Raw genomic sequence first — 18,039 nt, 5'->3', positions numbered from 1 at the left:
AGCTATAATTTTTTTAATTGTTTGATATGCTGAAAATATAAAAAACTGATTACTTTAGTGTATAATTATATTAATAAAATGCAAGCTAAATATTCTCTCAAACTGACGAGGTAGATTTGCCGAAAGGAGGATGCACGCTTGGAAAAAGGCAGGATATTGATTGCGGATGATGAGCCGGCTATGAGAAAGCTGGTGTCAGATTTCTTAAAAAAAGAAGGATATATTGTATTTGAAGCGGAAGATGGAAGAAAAGCTCTAAATATATTTCATAATGAACAAAACATAGATTTGCTGATTTTGGATGTAATGATGCCGGTTATGGATGGGTGGACTGCCTGCAGGGAAATAAGAGCAGTTTCCAAAGTGCCTGTAATAATGCTTACAGCCAGAGGTGAAGAGGCTGACGAACTGTTTGGGTTTGAAATAGGTGTTGACGAATATGTCACAAAACCATTCAGCCCATTGATACTGATGGCAAGAGTTCAAGCCGTGTTGAGAAGAGCAGGAAAAGAGAAAAAACCCATAAAGGACTATGAAGGATTAAGAATAGATGAAATAGGCCATACGGTTTATGTAGACGGCGGAATTATAGAATTAAGCCCTAAGGAATTTGAGCTGCTTGCATATTTAGCTGAAAATGAAGGTATTGCATTATCAAGAGAAAAGATATTGAATGTAATATGGAATTTTGATTACTATGGCGATGTGCGTACAGTGGATACTCATATAAAGAATTTAAGACTTAAACTGGGTTTCAGGGGAGAATATATCCAAACTATCAGGGGACTTGGATATAAATTTGAAGTGAAAGTCTGAAAGAAAAAAAGAAATGGAGATAAAAAATGAATTTTTCTATTAAAAGAAAGCTGTTCTTATCTATAAGTGGGCTTATACTTCTTTTTGTGCTCCTGTCCTGGCTGCTTAATAGTTTTTTTCTTGACAAGTATTATATTTACACAAAAAAAAATACTCTTATGGATTGCTATAACCAAATAAATAATACATATAGCGGCGATCCAGAAGCAATCTATCTGGACCTTGAAAAATTCGAGAGCAATAAGGGATTGCGTATTATCATACTTGACAAGGAATTTAAGATAAAATACTTCTTTAATGAGAGATTCATAGATTCCAAATTAAGAAGAAATGGTCCGAGAGTGCCTAATCTGAACATGGAAGTACGTGATATGCTAAAGAATTCAAAAATCAGCCAGGTGTTGCAGGGTAAAATACTTATAGAAATTGGCAAAGATTCAAGATTGAACACTAATTTCATAACACTCTTTTCAAAACTGAACAATGGGGATTTCCTGGTGCTAAACACATCTGTGACTGCCATGCAGGAGAGTGCAGATATTGCCAATAAGTTCTTTCTGCTCACAGGTATTATTACTATATTTTCCGGTTGTATAATAATTTATTTTCTAACAGGAAGGTTTACTGGCCCCATACTTGAGTTGAACAATATTACCAAAGGAATGGCTGAACTTGATTTTAGCAAAAGATATAATGTAAACAGTACGGATGAAATAGGCCAGCTGGGCTCAAGTATCAATTCTCTGTCGGAGCAGCTGGAAAAATCCATACTTGAACTTAAACAGGCTAATAAAAAGCTTATGGAAGATATAGAGAAAGAAAGAAAAATCGATGAAATGAGGAAAGAATTTATTTCAAATGTTTCACATGAACTTAAAACGCCTATTGCACTCATACAAGGATATGCAGAAGGATTAAAGGTAAATGTGAATGAAGATGAAGAGAATAAGAACTTTTATTGTGAAACAATAATGAATGAAACACAAAAAATGAATAAGCTGGTAAAGGAGCTTCTTGAGTTGTCTAAGCTTGAATCAGGAATTGCGGGGCTTGAAAAAGTCGATTTTGAAGTACTGGAACTGGTTAATAGCGTATTGAAAAAGAGTTCGATAGTCTTAAAAGAAAAAGATGTTGAGGTAAAGATAGACTGTGAAGAAAATACCGGAGTAAATGCGGATTATGATAAAACTGAACAGGTTCTTACAAATTATTTGTGCAATGCATTAGACCACATAAATGAAAAAAAAGAAATAAGGATTGCAATCAGGAAGGTTAACGGAAAGGTAAGAATTTCGGTGTTTAATTCAGGCTCGCATATTGACAAGGATGAGATAGAAAAAATATGGATAAGCTTTTATAAGGTTGATAAGGCACGCACCAGGAGTTTTGGAGGGACAGGATTGGGATTGTCAATTGTAAAGGCAATCCAGGAAGCATCTCAAAACCAATATGGTGTGGAAAACGTGGGTGGAGGAGTAGAGTTCTGGTTTGAAATGGATCAGGCAAAAATGATGTGATTTCCTATAAAACTTAATAGCATATCCAGGAGAGAGTCCGTGTAAGGACTCTTTTTTCAATTATTCAGGAAATATAACTAATCAAAGAAACATAATTATTTAGTAGATTTAATAAAAATTTCCTGTTATCATTAAATAAAGCGTTATACCACACATGCGGGTATATCAAATGAATGTAGTGGAGGTGCATTTATGAAAAAAAGGATTATAGCGATATTTGCAATTATTACAGTATTATTAGTTACATTAACCGGATGTGTTCCAGGTGACGGAACAAATACACCGGAAAAACAAGCAGGATTCTTCTGGGGTATATGGCATGGCTGGATTGCGCCGGTCTCACTGATAATTGGTTTTTTCAAAAAGAACATCAGAATATATGAAGTAATGAATAGCGGCTGGTGGTATGATTTTGGGTTCTATATTGCCATAATAAGCGGATTTGGGGGAGTATCCCTGGGAAGAAAGAAAAGATCAAAGAAGAATGATAAATAATTTCAGTAAATAAGATATGCCGGTATACAAAAGTGGTTTCCACGTAAACATAAGAAATCACTTTTTGTATTAATAGAATTTTGATATAATTGCTAAATTTATTTCACAGGAGACACATGGAAAAATTTACTAGACTTATTATAACTTTCTTAGGTACAATATTCATTGCATTCGGAATTTTGGGCATATTTCTTCCTTTGATTCCAACAACGCCTTTCCTTTTACTTGGTGCGGCATGTTACTTAAAAGGATCAGAAAGGTTATATAGCAAGCTTGTTAGCAATAAAATATTAGGCAGGTATATTTCAGATTATCAGCAAGGAAAAGGAATTCCATTAAGTATAAAGATAATTTCAATATGTTTGCTATTTACATCGATAGGGTATTCAACTATATTTATAATAAAAAACACGTATGTTAAAATAATATTGTTATTGATAGCTGCAGGAGTAACAATGCACTTACTTTCTATTAAGACATCAAGACGTGATGAGTAAAAAATTATTTTGATAGAGATGATAAGGGGGCAAGACAATGCAATTTAAAAGTCCGCGGCTTATACTGAAAGAATTCCAGGAAAATGATTTCCATTTACTTTATTCGGTCATGTCGGATGAAAATATTATGAAATATGCTTTTCTATGCCAGGTTTCCTGTGAAGAGGAACTAAAACCATATTTTGAGGAAATACTGAAAAACAATTCGACAGTAGATAGCCGAAAAGCATATGAATTTGCCGTATATTCATCACAAGACTTGAATTTTATAGGAGTTGCAGATATTATAATGAATTATCAGAACTCTATTGCTACAAGTGCAGAAATAGGGTATTTTCTGCTGGCTCCATTTTGGGGAAAGGGCTTTGCTACAGAGATAGCAAATACTCTATTGGAGATATGCTTTTTGAATCTAAAGCTGCATAGAGTAGTAGCGAGCTGCAACGTAAGAAACAAACAGTCTGAAAAAGTAATGAAGAAAATCGGAATGATCAAAGAAGGAGAATTCAGAGAGGCCAGATATAAGAATGGACAGTGGGATAACGAGCTGCGTTATGGAATCTTAGCTAAAGAGTGGAGAAAAAATAATATATTTATGTCATAATAATTGCAATCGAGGTATATAAGGGGAGAAAAAACGTGAAAATGCTGATTTTAGTACTCAATGATGAAAAAAAGGTGGATGAAGTGCTGCTAAGCCTTTCGCAAGTTGGAGTAAGAGGCGCTACCGTTATTGATTCAGTGGGTATGGGCGGTATTCTGGGAGTAAGATTGCCATTCTTTTCTAAAATTGATGAATACATAAGGATACAGAAGCCGGATAATAAGACAATATTTACTGTTATAGATGATGACCGAGTATTAAAGCAGGCTGTCTTTACCATAAAGAACAAACTACAGATAGAAAAGCCCGGTACAGGCATAATGTTTGTCTTACCTGTACTGGAAGCCTATGGAACTGCTGAAATCTTGAATGAAGAAGATGAGGGTTATGAATAAGGTGTCGCAATGAAGAAAACTTTTCTTGAAGAAACGTTGTTGTTTGTAAACATAATAAAATGGGCAGTATTATCAACTGTAACCGGCTTGATTACAGGAACAGGCGCTGCTATTTTTATAAAGCTGTTGGGATGGACCAATGGAACTGTACAGTCATACAGATACTATTTCATATTTTTACCAGTGGCATTATTTCTAAGCAGCCTTGTAACAAAATATCTGGCTCAGGATACTGAAGGAAATGGAACTGACAAAGTAATAGAAGCTGTACATAAAAAAGGTGGAAAAATAAACCTGTCTCTAATTCCTGCAAAACTTACAGCAACCATAATTACTCTCACAGGTGGGGGATCAGCAGGAAAAGAAGGATCTTGTGCTGAAATAGGTGCGGGACTGGCATCGGGAATATCGGATATTATTAAGCTGAATAAAGAAGACAGGCGAAAAATAGTAATATGCGGAATAAGCGCAGGATTTTCTACTGTTTTTGGCACTCCTGTAGCCGGTGCATTATTTGCAATTGAAGTACTGGTTCTTGGAAAAGTGGTGCATGAAGTTCTTTTCCCTTCTCTTGTATCTGCCGTTATAGGCTTCCATGTGGCAAAATCTCTTGGCATAGTTTATTTTCACCAGACAATTGTAGTATCAAGCAAATCTACTGAAGGATTATTTGTTTACGTAATGCTAGGCGGATTATGCTTCGGTTTGGTTGCTTTATTAATGATAGAAGCACTAAAATACAGCGAAAAACTGGCTGATAGAATAAAAATATGGAAACCGTTCAAGGGGTTAATAGCAGGTATAATACTCGTACTACTGACACTTGTGTTTTCTCCTGCATATCTTGGATTGGGAATTGATACTATAGAAAGCACTGTTCAAGGGCAAGATGTTGCTTTATATACATTTTTGGCCAAAATATTATTTACCGTCATTACACTCAGTATGGGCGGGAGCGGCGGAATACTTACCCCGGTGTTTTTTATCGGAGTGACAGCAGGAAGTGCTTTTGCGCAAGTATTTCACATGGATACGGGTTTTTTTGCTGCTATTGGCTTAGTGTCAGTTTTATCCGGTGTTGCAAATACTCCGGTAGCTGCTTCAGTTCTAGCTGTAGAAATGTTTGGACCTCATATCAGCCCATATGCAGCAATAGCTTGTTTGGTAAGTTACATCGCATCAGGACATAGAAGTATATATCCGAGCCAGGTATTGGGAACAACAAAAAGTTCTTCAGTTACATTACCATTAATGAAGGATTTCAGAAATCTTGAAGAAATACAGACAGAGAAAAGACCGGAAAAAGTTATAAACATGCTAAATAAAACATCATCAAAAGATCAAGAAAATAAATAAATATCAACTTCATAAAAACTTCACAATTGTATGATAAAATATAAAAAAACTTAAGCATAATAATGCTGTGACAATATCGATATAAAACATCCGGTATGGGAAACAATGACATAAAACTCCTTCTAAGTGAAGGAGTTTTATCTTACTTTTTTAGGAGGGGAAAATGCTTAAGAACACAAAGAGAATACTTGTTGTAGATGATGAAACAAAAATTGTAGAGGTTGTAAAATCATATCTTGAAAACGACGGCTACTCAGTATTTGAAGCATATAATGGTATACAGGCACTCGAGGTTTTTGAAAAGGTAAATCCTTCTTTGGTAGTTTTGGATCTTATGCTTCCTGACATGACAGGCGAAGAGGTTTGTAAGACACTTAGAAAAAAATCACGTGTTCCTATTATTATGCTGACAGCTAAAATAGAAGAAGAGGATATTTTAAAGGGCTTGAATATAGGTGCTGATGATTATGTAACAAAGCCTTTCAGCCCCCGGCAGCTTGTAGCCAGAGTAATGGCGCATTTAAGGAGAATCGAGGACGAAGCGGTTCCTTTATCTAGTGTAATATCAATTAATAACGATGATTTATCAATAGACACACTTCGTTATGAAGTCAGAAAAAACGGGCAAATAGTAAATCTTACTCCCAATGAATACAAGCTGCTTATGACCATGATAAAATATCCCGCTAAAACATTCACAAGAGAAGAACTGGTCACAATGGCTATGGGACAGGATTATGACGGTTATGACAGAACAATAGATACGCATATAAAAAATCTAAGACAAAAAATCGAATCCGATTCCAAATCACCAAGATATGTATTAACAGTACATGGTGTAGGGTATAAGTTCGGAGGGACTTAGGGGCAGGTGAAATCTGAATGAAAGTCAGTTTAAGAACTAAACTATCCTTGTCATATATATTTGTTGCCATCGTATGCGTGGCTTTGATCAGCTATATCACAAATGTGCTTTTGGAAAAGCATTTTAAAGACTATATAATAAAGAACCAAGAGAGAAAAAACAAGGAAATAGTCTCTATGGTCAGTCAACAGTTCAGGAACAATGAGCAGTGGGATGGCAAGGATATTGAAAATATAGGTATAAACGCTCTTGAACAAGGAATGATTATTAAGATATTGGACTCAAAAGGCAAGGTGGTATGGGATGCAACAATTCATAACAGCGGCTTATGCCAGCAGATGCTTGAGCATATGGCTCATAATATGATGAGCCGCTACCCGAATTGGAAGGGTAACTATACTTCGGATCAGTATCCGGTATTATCAGGTAAAAATGTAGTCGGTAAAATAATCATAGGGTATTATGGTCCTTACTACTACACAGACAGCGACCTGGCTTTTATAAACACCTTAAACAAACTGCTTGTAATAGTGGGAATATTTTCATTGTTTTTCTCACTGATAATTGGCGGGATTATGGCAAGAAGGCTTAGTACCCCTATAACAAGAGTAATAAAAACAGCACAGATGATATCAAAAGGGTACTTTAACGATAGACTTACGGTGAAATCAAATACAAAGGAAATAGTACAGCTTACGGATACTATAAACAATCTTGCCGGCACACTTGAAAAACAGGAGTTATTAAGAAAAAGGCTGACAGCAGATGTTGCACATGAGCTGAGGACACCTCTTGCAACACTTCAAAGCCATATGGAAGCTATGATAGATGGTATATGGAAGCCTGATACGGAAAGGCTGAAGAGCTGTCATGAGGAAATAATGAGAATAAGTAGAATGGTAGGAGATCTGGAAAGACTTGCAAGATTCGAGGGTGAGAATCTTATCATAAATAAGGAAAAATTTGATTTATTTGAGCTCGTCGGGAAGATAATCAAGAATTTTGAAAGTGATTTTCTTAATAAGAACATTAACTTAATTTTATCTGGCAGGGAGGATATAATTTTTGCAGATAAGGATAAAATCAGCCAGGTGATAGTCAATCTGTTATCAAATGCTTTAAAATATACTCCTGTCGGAGGTGTTGTAGAGGTGAAGGTTAAAGGAACAGAGGATATTACTGAGATTGTAGTAAAGGATAACGGTCCGGGAATCCCTCAGGAAGATCTTCCTTATATTTTCGAACGCTTCTATCGTGCTGATAAATCAAGAAATAGGTTGACTGGCGGCTCAGGTATCGGATTGACCATATCAAAGACAATAATGGAGGCACATGAAGGAAGTATTAAGGTTAAAAGCGTTTTTGGTGAAGGTACGGAATTCATAGCTGCACTGCCTAAAAACAAGGTTTAGTGTATGTAAGAAAACTGAAATACAAAATTGATTTAGATTTAATTGTATATCGCTCAAAATAGTGCAACAATTGTAGTGTAAGGTTTACAATAATGTATTTCCGGGAGCTGCTGTGCTATGATACCACAAAATTTTAAAGCATATTTTCAACAGAAAAACATAAAGGCTATATCCGTTATATTACTGGCTCTCATTATTACTACACTTGGTTTTATGACTATAACAATTGCCATGATGCTAAACAAAAGTACCATATATGAAGGTGTATATATAAATGGGCATGCTGCTGGCAAGCTGACAACTCAGGAGTTGACGGATCTGTTGAATAAAAGCTATAAGGATAAGGTTAAGACAACCCAGCTTGTTCTTGATTACAAGGGAAAAGTATCTAAATTGAATTTTTCCGATATAGGGGTCAGCTATGATATCATAGCTGCAGTTCAAAAAGCTTATGAGTATGGGAGAAAAGGGACACTTACAAATAGATTATCCGAAATATTCAAGGCTAAAAACTCAGGTTTCAGAATCGAATTAGCATATAAGTATGATCAAAATAAGCTTGATTCATTATTGGCTGATATTGGCAGCAAATATCTGAAACCGGTGAAACAGGCAGAGCTGAGTATAACTGGTGATAAGATAACTGTTCATTCGGGTCATGCGGGGGAAGAACTGGACAGAGTTGTCTTCATGGAAAATATAAAGGATTCTATCAGTAAATGCCAGGCTTTAAAAATTGCTATACCTGTAAGAACAGTGAAGCCTGAAAAGATTAATATTGAAGAATACTACTCACAAATAACACGGGCTCCGGCAGATGCTTATACCAGGGTAGAAAATAACACCAAGGTTACTGTAGTGCCTCATGTGACAGGCAGAAGTGTGGACAAAAACCTACTGAAAGAGATAGTATTTCAGGCCGAAAAGACGGAAAATTCTCAGGCTGATATACCCTTCAGGCTTATAGCTCCGAAGCAGACAGAAAATGAGGTAAAGGCCAAACTATTTAAAAACTTATTGAGTACATGGAAAACAAGTTTTAATACAAATACTGAAATCGAGAAAAACCGCGCTCAGAATATAAAACTGGCAGTGGCAAAAATCAACGGAAGAATACTTGCGCCCGGAGAAATATTCTCCTTTAACAATGCTGTAGGAAAGAGAACTGAACAAGCAGGCTTTAAGGATGCTTACATCTACGTAGATGGAAAGGTTTTACCGGGGCTTGGAGGAGGTATTTGTCAGGTATCTACAACTTTGTATAATAGTATTCTGCCTTTGGGATTTCAGGTCATAGAACGTAGAAACCATGGTTTTACCGTAAATTATTCGGAACTTGGAATGGATGCAGCTGTAGCATATGGACAAGTTGACTTCAAATTCAGAAACTCATCTGAATGGCCTATAAAAATCTATAGCAGTGTAACTGCAGACAATAAGGTTGTGTTTTCCATAGCAGGAACTGATGAAGGGAATATGAGGAGAGCTGAATACGAATCCAAATTAGTAAAAACTGTAGAAAATTCTGTCAGGTACATCACTGATCCTACTCTCGAAGAAGGGAAAACCAAGGTGAAGCAAAAAGGTTCAAAAGGATATACTGTAGACACGTACAAGATAATAAAAAAGGATGGTATGATAATAGGCAGGACAAAGATATACACTTCCTATTATAAACCATTGGATAAGGAAATACTTAAAGGAACAAAAAAGACTGTAAAAAAATAGATTTTCAAAGCTGTCACTACCAATTACCATACACATATGGCAAAAGCTTCCTGCTATCACAAATGCGTTGATATGTTAGCAAGAAGCTTATTTTCTTTTTACTACTGAATTTATCTTATGTAGATTTATATTTTAGTCACATTTATCGTAATACCTTCCGTTAAAGAACAACAATAAAAAAACAAGGATGAAAAATAAGATTTCGCTGTTATCACCAAAGAAATTTTTGATTCCGTCTGACATTTTATTGACCTCCTATAATCTAAGATAATATATACTATTCACTTGATGGAAAATGGGTTACTTGTATATCGTGAAATATTTATTCTCTTTATATATGGTAAATTTGTTGATTTGGTTTTCTCATAGTAACATCCAAAATAACCGGAACGTAAAATAAAATATCAATATTGATAAAGAGGTAAATTTTATGCTTCCATATTGTCCATATATTATTATGAGGCAAGTAGCTCTAAATTATTTGCCGCCTGATGCTGCAGCCATTATAAAAGGAGGACCACTATCACCGGGTATAGAGGGGGTAGTAACGTTTAAAAATGCACCGGGAGGTGTAGAGGTTTGTATAGATGTCAGAGGATTGCCTCCTTACAAACCTGCGCAGAATGGAAATTCTCCTATTGGACCGCACGGATTCCATATACATGAAAACGGCAGCTGCGAGGTAGGTGATCCGGCCGAACCGTTTAAGTCTGCAGGCGAACACTGGAATCCGGCAAAACAGCCACATGGCAATCACGCAGGAGACTTTCCGGTACTTTTTTCAAACCATGGCTATGCCAGGATGTGCTTTTTTACTGACAAGTTCAGAATAAGGGATATAATAGGCAAAGCAGTCATCATACATGAAAATCCTGATGACTATAGGACACAGCCAGCAGGAAATGCGGGAAAGAGACTGGCTTGCGGTGTGATTAAGGCAGCAAACAACGGAATGTTACTATGAAAAAAGAACACTTTGGTTAATACCCAAAGTGTTCTTTATATTTATCAACTAAATTGTAAACTCGTCTTCATCTTCGTATGCCAATTGTTTTTTGCCGGTAGCCTTGATAACAAAACCACTTAGGATACCGCCCAAAAACGCAAGTACAACAGTAATAAGTATACCAATAATCTGGGCTTTCATTATTCCAGGCACAACAAATATGGCAATAATTCCTCCAAGAACACCAGGCATGCCATGCAGGTTATGAACTCCGCAAGTATCAACAATTCTAAGTTTTGACTGCAGTTTTGGCTGAATAACTACATATCCTACAACACACAAAGCTCCTGCCAATACCCCGATTCCAAATGCACCCGGTGCGGTTACAATATTACAGGTTGCACCGATAGCAACCCCGCCTGCAAGAGCAGCGTTTGCCATATCTGCAATAGAAGGCTTGCCTTTTCTCAAAAATGAACTTGCCAAATACGTAGTAACTGTAGCACCACATAAAGACAAAATAGTATTTATAACTGTTTGTGAAAGCTGTGAATGCGGAACTATTGCACTGCAAAAGCTAGGCCAGAAAACCCATAAAACCATTGAACCAAGAATTGAGAATCTGTCTGAAGTTTCGTCACTCTCTATTACCTTCTTGCTGTCAATACTATTTGTCAAAGCAATGGTCATACCCAAACCGAAGTATGCACCAAAGGCATGTATTATAATCGAACCAGCCGCATCAACAAAACCTTTTGTTATACTTAGGCCACCATCGAGTACCAACCATTCATTAAGCATATATAAAGGAACAATCAAAATAGCAAGCAATCCATATTGATAAAGCCTCAAACGTCCAAGAACAGCCCCCATAGCAATTAACGCTGCCGCACATGCGAATTCGGCAAAAAGAAGGGCTGTAATACTATCCGGAGCTATAACTTCCAGAGATATTATACCTGTAGAACGTAAAAATAGATATAACGGTAAACCTGTACCTACTACAAGAAATGTTCCGGTTGTTGCACTGTAGCCGTACTTTTTCACAAATACCATTAGAAATCCGAAACCGATAAGAAGCATTGCAAGAATGTTAATTGAAAAGTTATACTGCTCTACCTGTCTTAAACCATCGCTTATCGTACTTGTTTCCACCTCCGCTGCCATAGCCTGAAGTGGTAAAAATGCCAGCATAAGACAACTAAATAAAGAAAACCAAATCTTCTTTTTCAACATTATCTCCCCTTTGAAACAAATTTTTACTCATATATGCACACATTGCATACATGAGTAAGATATAGATAATAAAATAAATATTGTTAAAGCATCTTTGCCAATAACATGAAAATTATATGTTAATATTTGAAATATTGCAATAAAAAAAGCTACTAATTTATTTAGTACATGGATATAACTGTAATAATTGCGATTAATGTCGAATTATGTAGAATATTTTGGATGATATGGTCATTGTGCCCTTCACAATTACGTTATATAATTAAGTCCTCATAAAAACAAATAATACTACTTTTTATTACATTTTTTTCAAAAGAAAAGTTTATCTGAATGTAAAAACATCTGTGAAGTTTGATTTTCCTGAGCATCAAAGGATGCTAAAGAGCAATATCAAAGCCAGTTTTTAAAGGTTTCAAAAAAAAATTCACATAAAAAATATTCAAAGGGGGAATATTCAATGCCAGGCAGAAAGACCTCAAAGGTTTTAGCAGTAATAATGGTAGTTGTAATGATCGTAAGCACAGGAGTCACAATCAACTTTGACGCAGGCGGACAGTTGATTGAACTGGGCAGCAAAGCGTATGCAGCCGTAGATGACCAGTATACAAAAGCTCTACTGCATTTTGACGGGGCAAATGGGTCAAAATCGTTTACTGAAGAGAGCGGAAAGGCAGTAACAGCTTATGGGGATGCTCAGATAAGTACCGCACAGAGTAAATTTGGAGGAAGCAGTGCGTATTTTGATGGGAGTGGGGATTACTTAAGTATCACAAACTCAACAGATTTTGATTTTGGAAATGGTAATTTTACTATCGATTGGTGGGATTATGTAATTGCAAAAGGTGACAATATGAGTGCAATTGCAAGAACTGGTGTAAATACATGGGAAGCATTTGCAGTAATATGCTATGGTGGAAATTATAAATTGTTTATGTCATCAAATGGTTCATCGTGGGATATTGCCAGTAATGTTGATATGGGAGTAATTCCTTTAAACACATGGACACATTGGGCGATTTCAAGAAATGGTAATACTTTTTATATTTTTAAAAACGGTAACTTGGTTACAAGTTTCACATCCTCTTTATCGCTAGTTGTTCAAAATAATAATCTGCAAATTGGTGGTAGAGAAACAAAAATATTTAATGGTTATATTGATGAACTACGTATATCCAAAGGGATAGCCCGGTGGACATCAAATTTTACGCCTCCAGTGGATAAATATTATCCAAATAGCGTCCCTTTAATAACCGTGAAAACACCTGTTTCAAATCAGGTGTTCAGTGAAAATGATGTGTTTATTCCATCGATTCAAGTATCCGATGCAGATAACAGCACTTTAACATGCAGGTATTATATCGACACAGAAGATACCCCTCGTGAAACGCGGGTGATATCAAACACAGCATCTCCACAGGATGTAATGTTTGCATCTATAGACGTGAGCAAATTGTCTCAGGGCAATCACAACATAAAATATGAAGTATCGGATGGTGTTGCACCTGTGACTCAAACTGTTAGCTTTACAGTAGGTAAAGCAATATCAGGTGATTTTGCAGTATCATCTACCACAAATTCAGTTATTGCCGTAAAGCCGGCAAGTGAAAGCGGAACAATAGTAGCCGACAATTCATACCGCTTTTCGATAAATGGCAATGTAAGTGATTGGATGAGCGGTAAAACTGTAAACATAGCTGCGTCGATTCCAACGTTTGTGGCGAACTCTGCCTATGATACAAGCGGAAATGGTGGAAGGAAGATAACCAGATTAAGTAATGGGTGGTATGTAGCAGCAGCCTATACAGGTAGTGTTGTTAATTTTCATATTAGTAAGGATAGCGGACAAACATGGTCTTTACTATGTTCCAGTAATACAGGAGCAGGTGTGAACAGTTATGCAATCTGTAGTTACGGTACAAATGTATATTTTTTTAGTGTAGGAAGTGCATCTTTCTTAAAATTTGATGCAACAACTGTAACACAAGGAAGTATACTAAATAATACTTTTATTGAAGCACAAACAGCATTTAATGGCTGTAGTATAGCAGTAGACTCAAATGGGGTAATCCATGCCGCTTGGGCAAGTAAAAATAGCTCATATCCTAATTTATTTAATATTCGATACATTAAGAGTACAGATGGTGGAGTAACATGGAATTCTCCAACTCAAATTTCACAGGATACCACTACAATAACAGGGTATACAAATCCCAGTATCGTGCTTAAAAACGGTATTCCTTATATTATATGCCAGTTTCAAGGTTCTACGAGTCAAAATGAAATAGGTGTATTTTCTACTGCATTATCTACTAAGGGGTGGACTTCTACTGCGGGTTGGAATAATAACTGGATTTATAAGGGTTATTCCTATGTTCAATCAAACCCTAGTGCCGTCATATCACCAAATGGTGAATTCCATGTAGCATGGCAAGGTAAAGACAGTATTGATAGTGCATATGAAACTGTATTCTATTCAAACAGTATAGATGATGGAATTACCTGGTCAGCTCCCACAAAGATAGAAACGACCGGCGGGAATAATGCTCAAAGAAATCCGAGTATCACAGCAAATAAAAACAATGAAGTATTTATTGTTTGGGATAGTGTCACTAGTACAAACTGGTTTGTTAGATACAAGAAAAAAACACTTGGTGGCACATGGAGTACAAGAGTAGATATTACTACATCCGGAAACGGAAATAATACCTATCCGCAAGTATGTGCTGATTATAATGATTTTTCAGTGCCTTTAACCATATGGAAAGATAGCGTATCTGGGGCAGTACGCTTCTATGGACAGGATAATGCAGCAACAGTACCATCACCGCCAACTACAGTAGCAGGAAGTGCTTATGATTTAAGCGGAAACGGTGGCAGAAAGATAACAAGGCTGAGTAATGGGTGGTTTGTAACTGGTGTTTACGATAGTATCAATCAACATATAAAATTCTTTGTTTCAAAAGACAGTGGTTCTACGTGGTCACAATTGTGCTATTCAGGAAACGGATGGACATCCGGTGTATCATTTGCACTTACGTCTTATGGTACAAATATTTATTGTATAGTTACTCAATCATCATCAACAGATACTAATCTTTATATGTTTGATACACTGACACAAACTAATACGTTAGTTACTACTTCTACTTTAGTAGACAGAGGGCAAACCTCGATAGGCAGCGGTATTTCAATAGCTGTAGACTCAAATGGCAAGCTGTGGGCTGCGTGGAGTAGTAAAAATGCAAGTTATCCTAACTGTTTCAATATCAGAGTATCTTCAAGCACAGATGGAGGTCAGACTTGGGCTGCTCCTACACAAGTAACAAATGCTGATTATACGGGCTATAATATGACAAACCCTTGTATTGTTGTTAGAAATAATTTGCCGATAATCTTGTACCAGTACTATTATTCTACAGTTAAGCCAATTATGTGTTCTGTATTTAATGGAACAAAATGGACTGACTATACTGTTTATAATAATAGCTCATATGCTCAAGAAAATCCATCCGTAGATGTTTCACCGGATGGTACTATTCACGCAGTGTGGTATGGTTTAGATAGTACAGATACAAATGCCTATAATATACGATACGCAAAGTCTACAGATGGAGGAGTAACATGGAGTGCAGCAACAAAGTTAACTTCAGGTAACAGCCTGCATCAGGGTAGCCCTTCCGTTGTGTCAGATAAGAATAACTGCGTATATGTAGTTTGGATTATGAATATAGGGTCGCTAACCCAAATCAAGAAAATGGTATGGACAGGAAATGTATGGAGCAGTCAAACTATATTGACTAATTCTTCGGGTAATCAGAGCTACCCTCAGACCTGCAACAACTACCGCGACTTCTCTGACCCGATAATGATATGGCAGGACAACCAGACACCTTCCATAAAATTCAGAGGTACGTGGCGAAAAAGTGCTGAAATATCCTTCAAACAGGAAAATCTTTCACCAAACACCAAATACCCTGTCAAACTGGAAACCAAAGATAGTGCAGGTAATATCACGGCGTACACAAAGGATGTGTACACAATAGCAGAAATACCAAAACTTACGACTACTACACCTTCTGCAACTTCGGTTATCCTGACTGTAACCGACAGCAACCCTGCGTATACCCAGTATCAGATTACCTGCGGAAGTAAATACATAAACCAATTGGGCAAATTAACAAGTACACCTGTGTGGATAACATTAACCAACAAAAAAATAACAGTTACAGGTCTTATGGCAGGGACAAGCTACACTTTCCGTTTGAAAGCCCGCAATGCTGAGGGGATAGAAACAGAACCTAGCAATTCCATATCAACACTATCACAAACACCGCCTTTACCGGCCCCTGAGGGATTGACTGCCACAGGGCAGAGTGCCGGCAAAATTCGCATCACCTGGAAGCTTGTAGAGGGTGCGGCAGGGTATCTTGTTGAAGTTGACGGTGATGCTGCAAATCTTAAAGATGCAGGTACTAATCTTTGGTATGAGCATACTGGGCTAGAAGCAGGATCTGTACATAGATACAGGGTTTGTGCGAAGAACGGGGAAACCCAGGGTAACTGGAGTACTGTTGTATCAGCTAAAACAAAACAACTTCCTCCCAATGCACCTTCAAGTGTTGTTGTTAACCCTACGGGAACTACTGCAACCATAACCTGGTCTGGCGTTATAGGAGCAGTAGACTATGATATAGAGCTGGACGGTGAGATAAAAGCACTTGGAAACACAACAACATATATTCATACAGGATTGAAACCTCTCACTCAGCATACTTACAGGGTAAGAGCTAAAAATACGGAAGGTGTAGGAGTGTGGAGTGAACTTCAGTCGGCTGTGACAACGTCGGGGATTCCTACGACAGCGCCTGAAGTTACGACGGTTGCATATACAAATGAAGCGGTTACTTTGAACTGGAACATGGTAACTGACGCAGAATCCTATGAAGTTGTAGAGGTTATAAACAGTATTGACAGTGAGCCGGTAGATACAGGCATGGCAGCTGCATTCGAAAGCCGTGGTCTGATGCCAGGAAGCAGCCATACATATAAAGTGAGAGCGAAAAACAGCATGGGTGCAGGCCCATGGAGCAACCTCATAAACGTAACCCTGTATATACTTGATACACCAAAGAATATTGCATATACGGAAAGCGATAAAGAAATAACCTTTAGCTGGGATGCAGTACAAGGAGCTGCCAGCTATGAAATCAGCCTTGATAACCAGATAATAACCGGGATTACCGGAACATCATATACTAAAAAAGATCTTTTGCCGGAGACAAAATACAATCTCAGGATCAGAGCAGTGGGGTCTTCAGGAGAAAGCGGCTGGAGTATGGAGATACCTGTATTTACTCTCCCCGAAAAACCAGGAGTTCCTTCAAATGTAAATGCGGCTGTATCAAATACTACCATAACCCTGTCGTGGACATTAGTGACCGGTGCTGAAGGTTATGATATAGAGCTTGACGGCGTAATAATTGAAAATGACAGTAATACTACAACTTATATCCACAGTGAATTGGAGCCGTTTACACTTCATACATACAGGGTGAGAGCTAGAAACTCCGCAGTAGCAGGGGACTGGAGCGAAAAGCGGAGCATACGTACATTGCCGGGCAAGCCAGAATCACCAGACTGGATAATAGTCAATTCTATGCAGACCGGAGCTACACTTTCATGGGGAGCTGAGCTTGGTGCTACAGGTTATGATATAGAAGTGTTTGACGGGACTAATACTACCATAGTCCAAAACATATCAAGGACAAACTACACCCACAGGAGAGTAGCACAGGGGGTAGAGTGCAGATACAGGATAAGAACAAGGAATGTAGAAGGTGCAAGCTCTTGGAGCGGATATATAATCAATAATGCAATAAAGGCAAATTGCAAGAAAAACAATACTGTAGACCTTGGGCTTACGGCAACCGATGTAGTGGATTTCAGCAGCTACACTATGACTGTTACATATAATTCCGGTGTGATTGAAGTGGCAGACCTCTGTACCTTAAGCGGGAAAGCGGAGCTTACTGCAGGGAAAATCGAGGGTACGGACATAACCATAAAGGAATTCACACCGGGCAGGATTGTGTTTGTGGTGGACAAGGCGGTAGACCCCGGCGAGGCCTGGACAGGGGTAATAAACAGTATCAAGTTCAAGGCAAAAGTGACA

Annotated in this window: 13 protein-coding genes; 12 read left to right on the top strand and 1 reads right to left on the bottom strand. The window is 37.5% G+C overall.

The genetic code is table 11. The features are described 5' to 3' along the window. Positions 1-138: 138 nt before the first annotated feature. From N3I35_18980 to N3I35_18930, 11 genes are all read left to right on the top strand, one after another. Positions 139-816: a response regulator transcription factor gene (locus tag N3I35_18980; GenBank protein ID MCX8132165.1), complete on the top strand. Its 678-nt coding sequence runs from the start codon at positions 139-141 to the stop codon at positions 814-816. A 26-nt stretch (positions 817-842) separates the two neighbouring features. After that, positions 843-2,333 (top strand): HAMP domain-containing histidine kinase, encoded by a 1,491-nt coding sequence (locus tag N3I35_18975; GenBank protein MCX8132164.1) that lies wholly within the window; start codon positions 843-845, stop codon positions 2,331-2,333. Between the two features lie 192 nt (positions 2,334-2,525). Then, entirely contained in the window at positions 2,526-2,828 is a 303-nt protein-coding gene (locus N3I35_18970; protein MCX8132163.1) for a hypothetical protein, read from the top strand. 116 nt (positions 2,829-2,944) lie between these two features. Then, complete coding sequence (locus N3I35_18965; GenBank protein MCX8132162.1) at positions 2,945-3,325, top strand: YbaN family protein; 381 nt, start codon at positions 2,945-2,947, stop codon at positions 3,323-3,325. Positions 3,326-3,362: 37 nt separating this feature from the next. Then, positions 3,363-3,929 carry a GNAT family N-acetyltransferase gene (locus N3I35_18960; GenBank protein ID MCX8132161.1) on the top strand — a complete coding sequence of 189 codons (567 nt, stop codon included), beginning with the start codon at positions 3,363-3,365 and terminating at the stop codon, positions 3,927-3,929. A 41-nt stretch (positions 3,930-3,970) separates the two neighbouring features. Further along, the gene (locus tag N3I35_18955) at positions 3,971-4,324 is read left to right on the top strand and encodes a P-II family nitrogen regulator (GenBank protein ID MCX8132160.1); all 354 of its coding nucleotides are present in this window, start codon (positions 3,971-3,973) and stop codon (positions 4,322-4,324) included. Between the two features lie 9 nt (positions 4,325-4,333). After that, positions 4,334-5,680 carry a chloride channel protein gene (locus N3I35_18950; protein MCX8132159.1) on the top strand — a complete coding sequence of 449 codons (1,347 nt, stop codon included), beginning with the start codon at positions 4,334-4,336 and terminating at the stop codon, positions 5,678-5,680. A 163-nt stretch (positions 5,681-5,843) separates the two neighbouring features. After that, positions 5,844-6,545, top strand: a complete 702-nt coding sequence (locus N3I35_18945; protein MCX8132158.1) for a response regulator transcription factor — start codon at positions 5,844-5,846, stop codon at positions 6,543-6,545. A gap of 17 nt (positions 6,546-6,562) precedes the next feature. Further along, positions 6,563-7,957: an ATP-binding protein gene (locus tag N3I35_18940; protein MCX8132157.1), complete on the top strand. Its 1,395-nt coding sequence runs from the start codon at positions 6,563-6,565 to the stop codon at positions 7,955-7,957. Between the two features lie 117 nt (positions 7,958-8,074). Further along, positions 8,075-9,685 (top strand): VanW family protein, encoded by a 1,611-nt coding sequence (locus N3I35_18935; GenBank protein ID MCX8132156.1) that lies wholly within the window; start codon positions 8,075-8,077, stop codon positions 9,683-9,685. Between the two features lie 457 nt (positions 9,686-10,142). Next, entirely contained in the window at positions 10,143-10,649 is a 507-nt protein-coding gene (locus N3I35_18930; GenBank protein ID MCX8132155.1) for a superoxide dismutase family protein, read from the top strand. A gap of 48 nt (positions 10,650-10,697) precedes the next feature. Here the strand turns inward: N3I35_18930 and N3I35_18925 are convergent, their stop codons facing one another. Then, positions 10,698-11,864, bottom strand: a complete 1,167-nt coding sequence (locus N3I35_18925) for an ammonium transporter (GenBank protein MCX8132154.1) — start codon at positions 11,862-11,864, stop codon at positions 10,698-10,700. A 460-nt stretch (positions 11,865-12,324) separates the two neighbouring features. Between N3I35_18925 and N3I35_18920 the strand changes: the two genes are divergently transcribed. Beyond that, the coding region (locus tag N3I35_18920) for a fibronectin type III domain-containing protein (protein MCX8132153.1) at positions 12,325-18,039 on the top strand (5,715 nt) is incomplete at its 3' end.

It is taken from the genome of Clostridia bacterium, assembly GCA_026414765.1.
GTDB lineage: Bacteria > Bacillota > Clostridia > Acetivibrionales > DSM-27016 > SKW86.
This window is presented reverse-complemented; position numbering and strand designations above follow the sequence as displayed.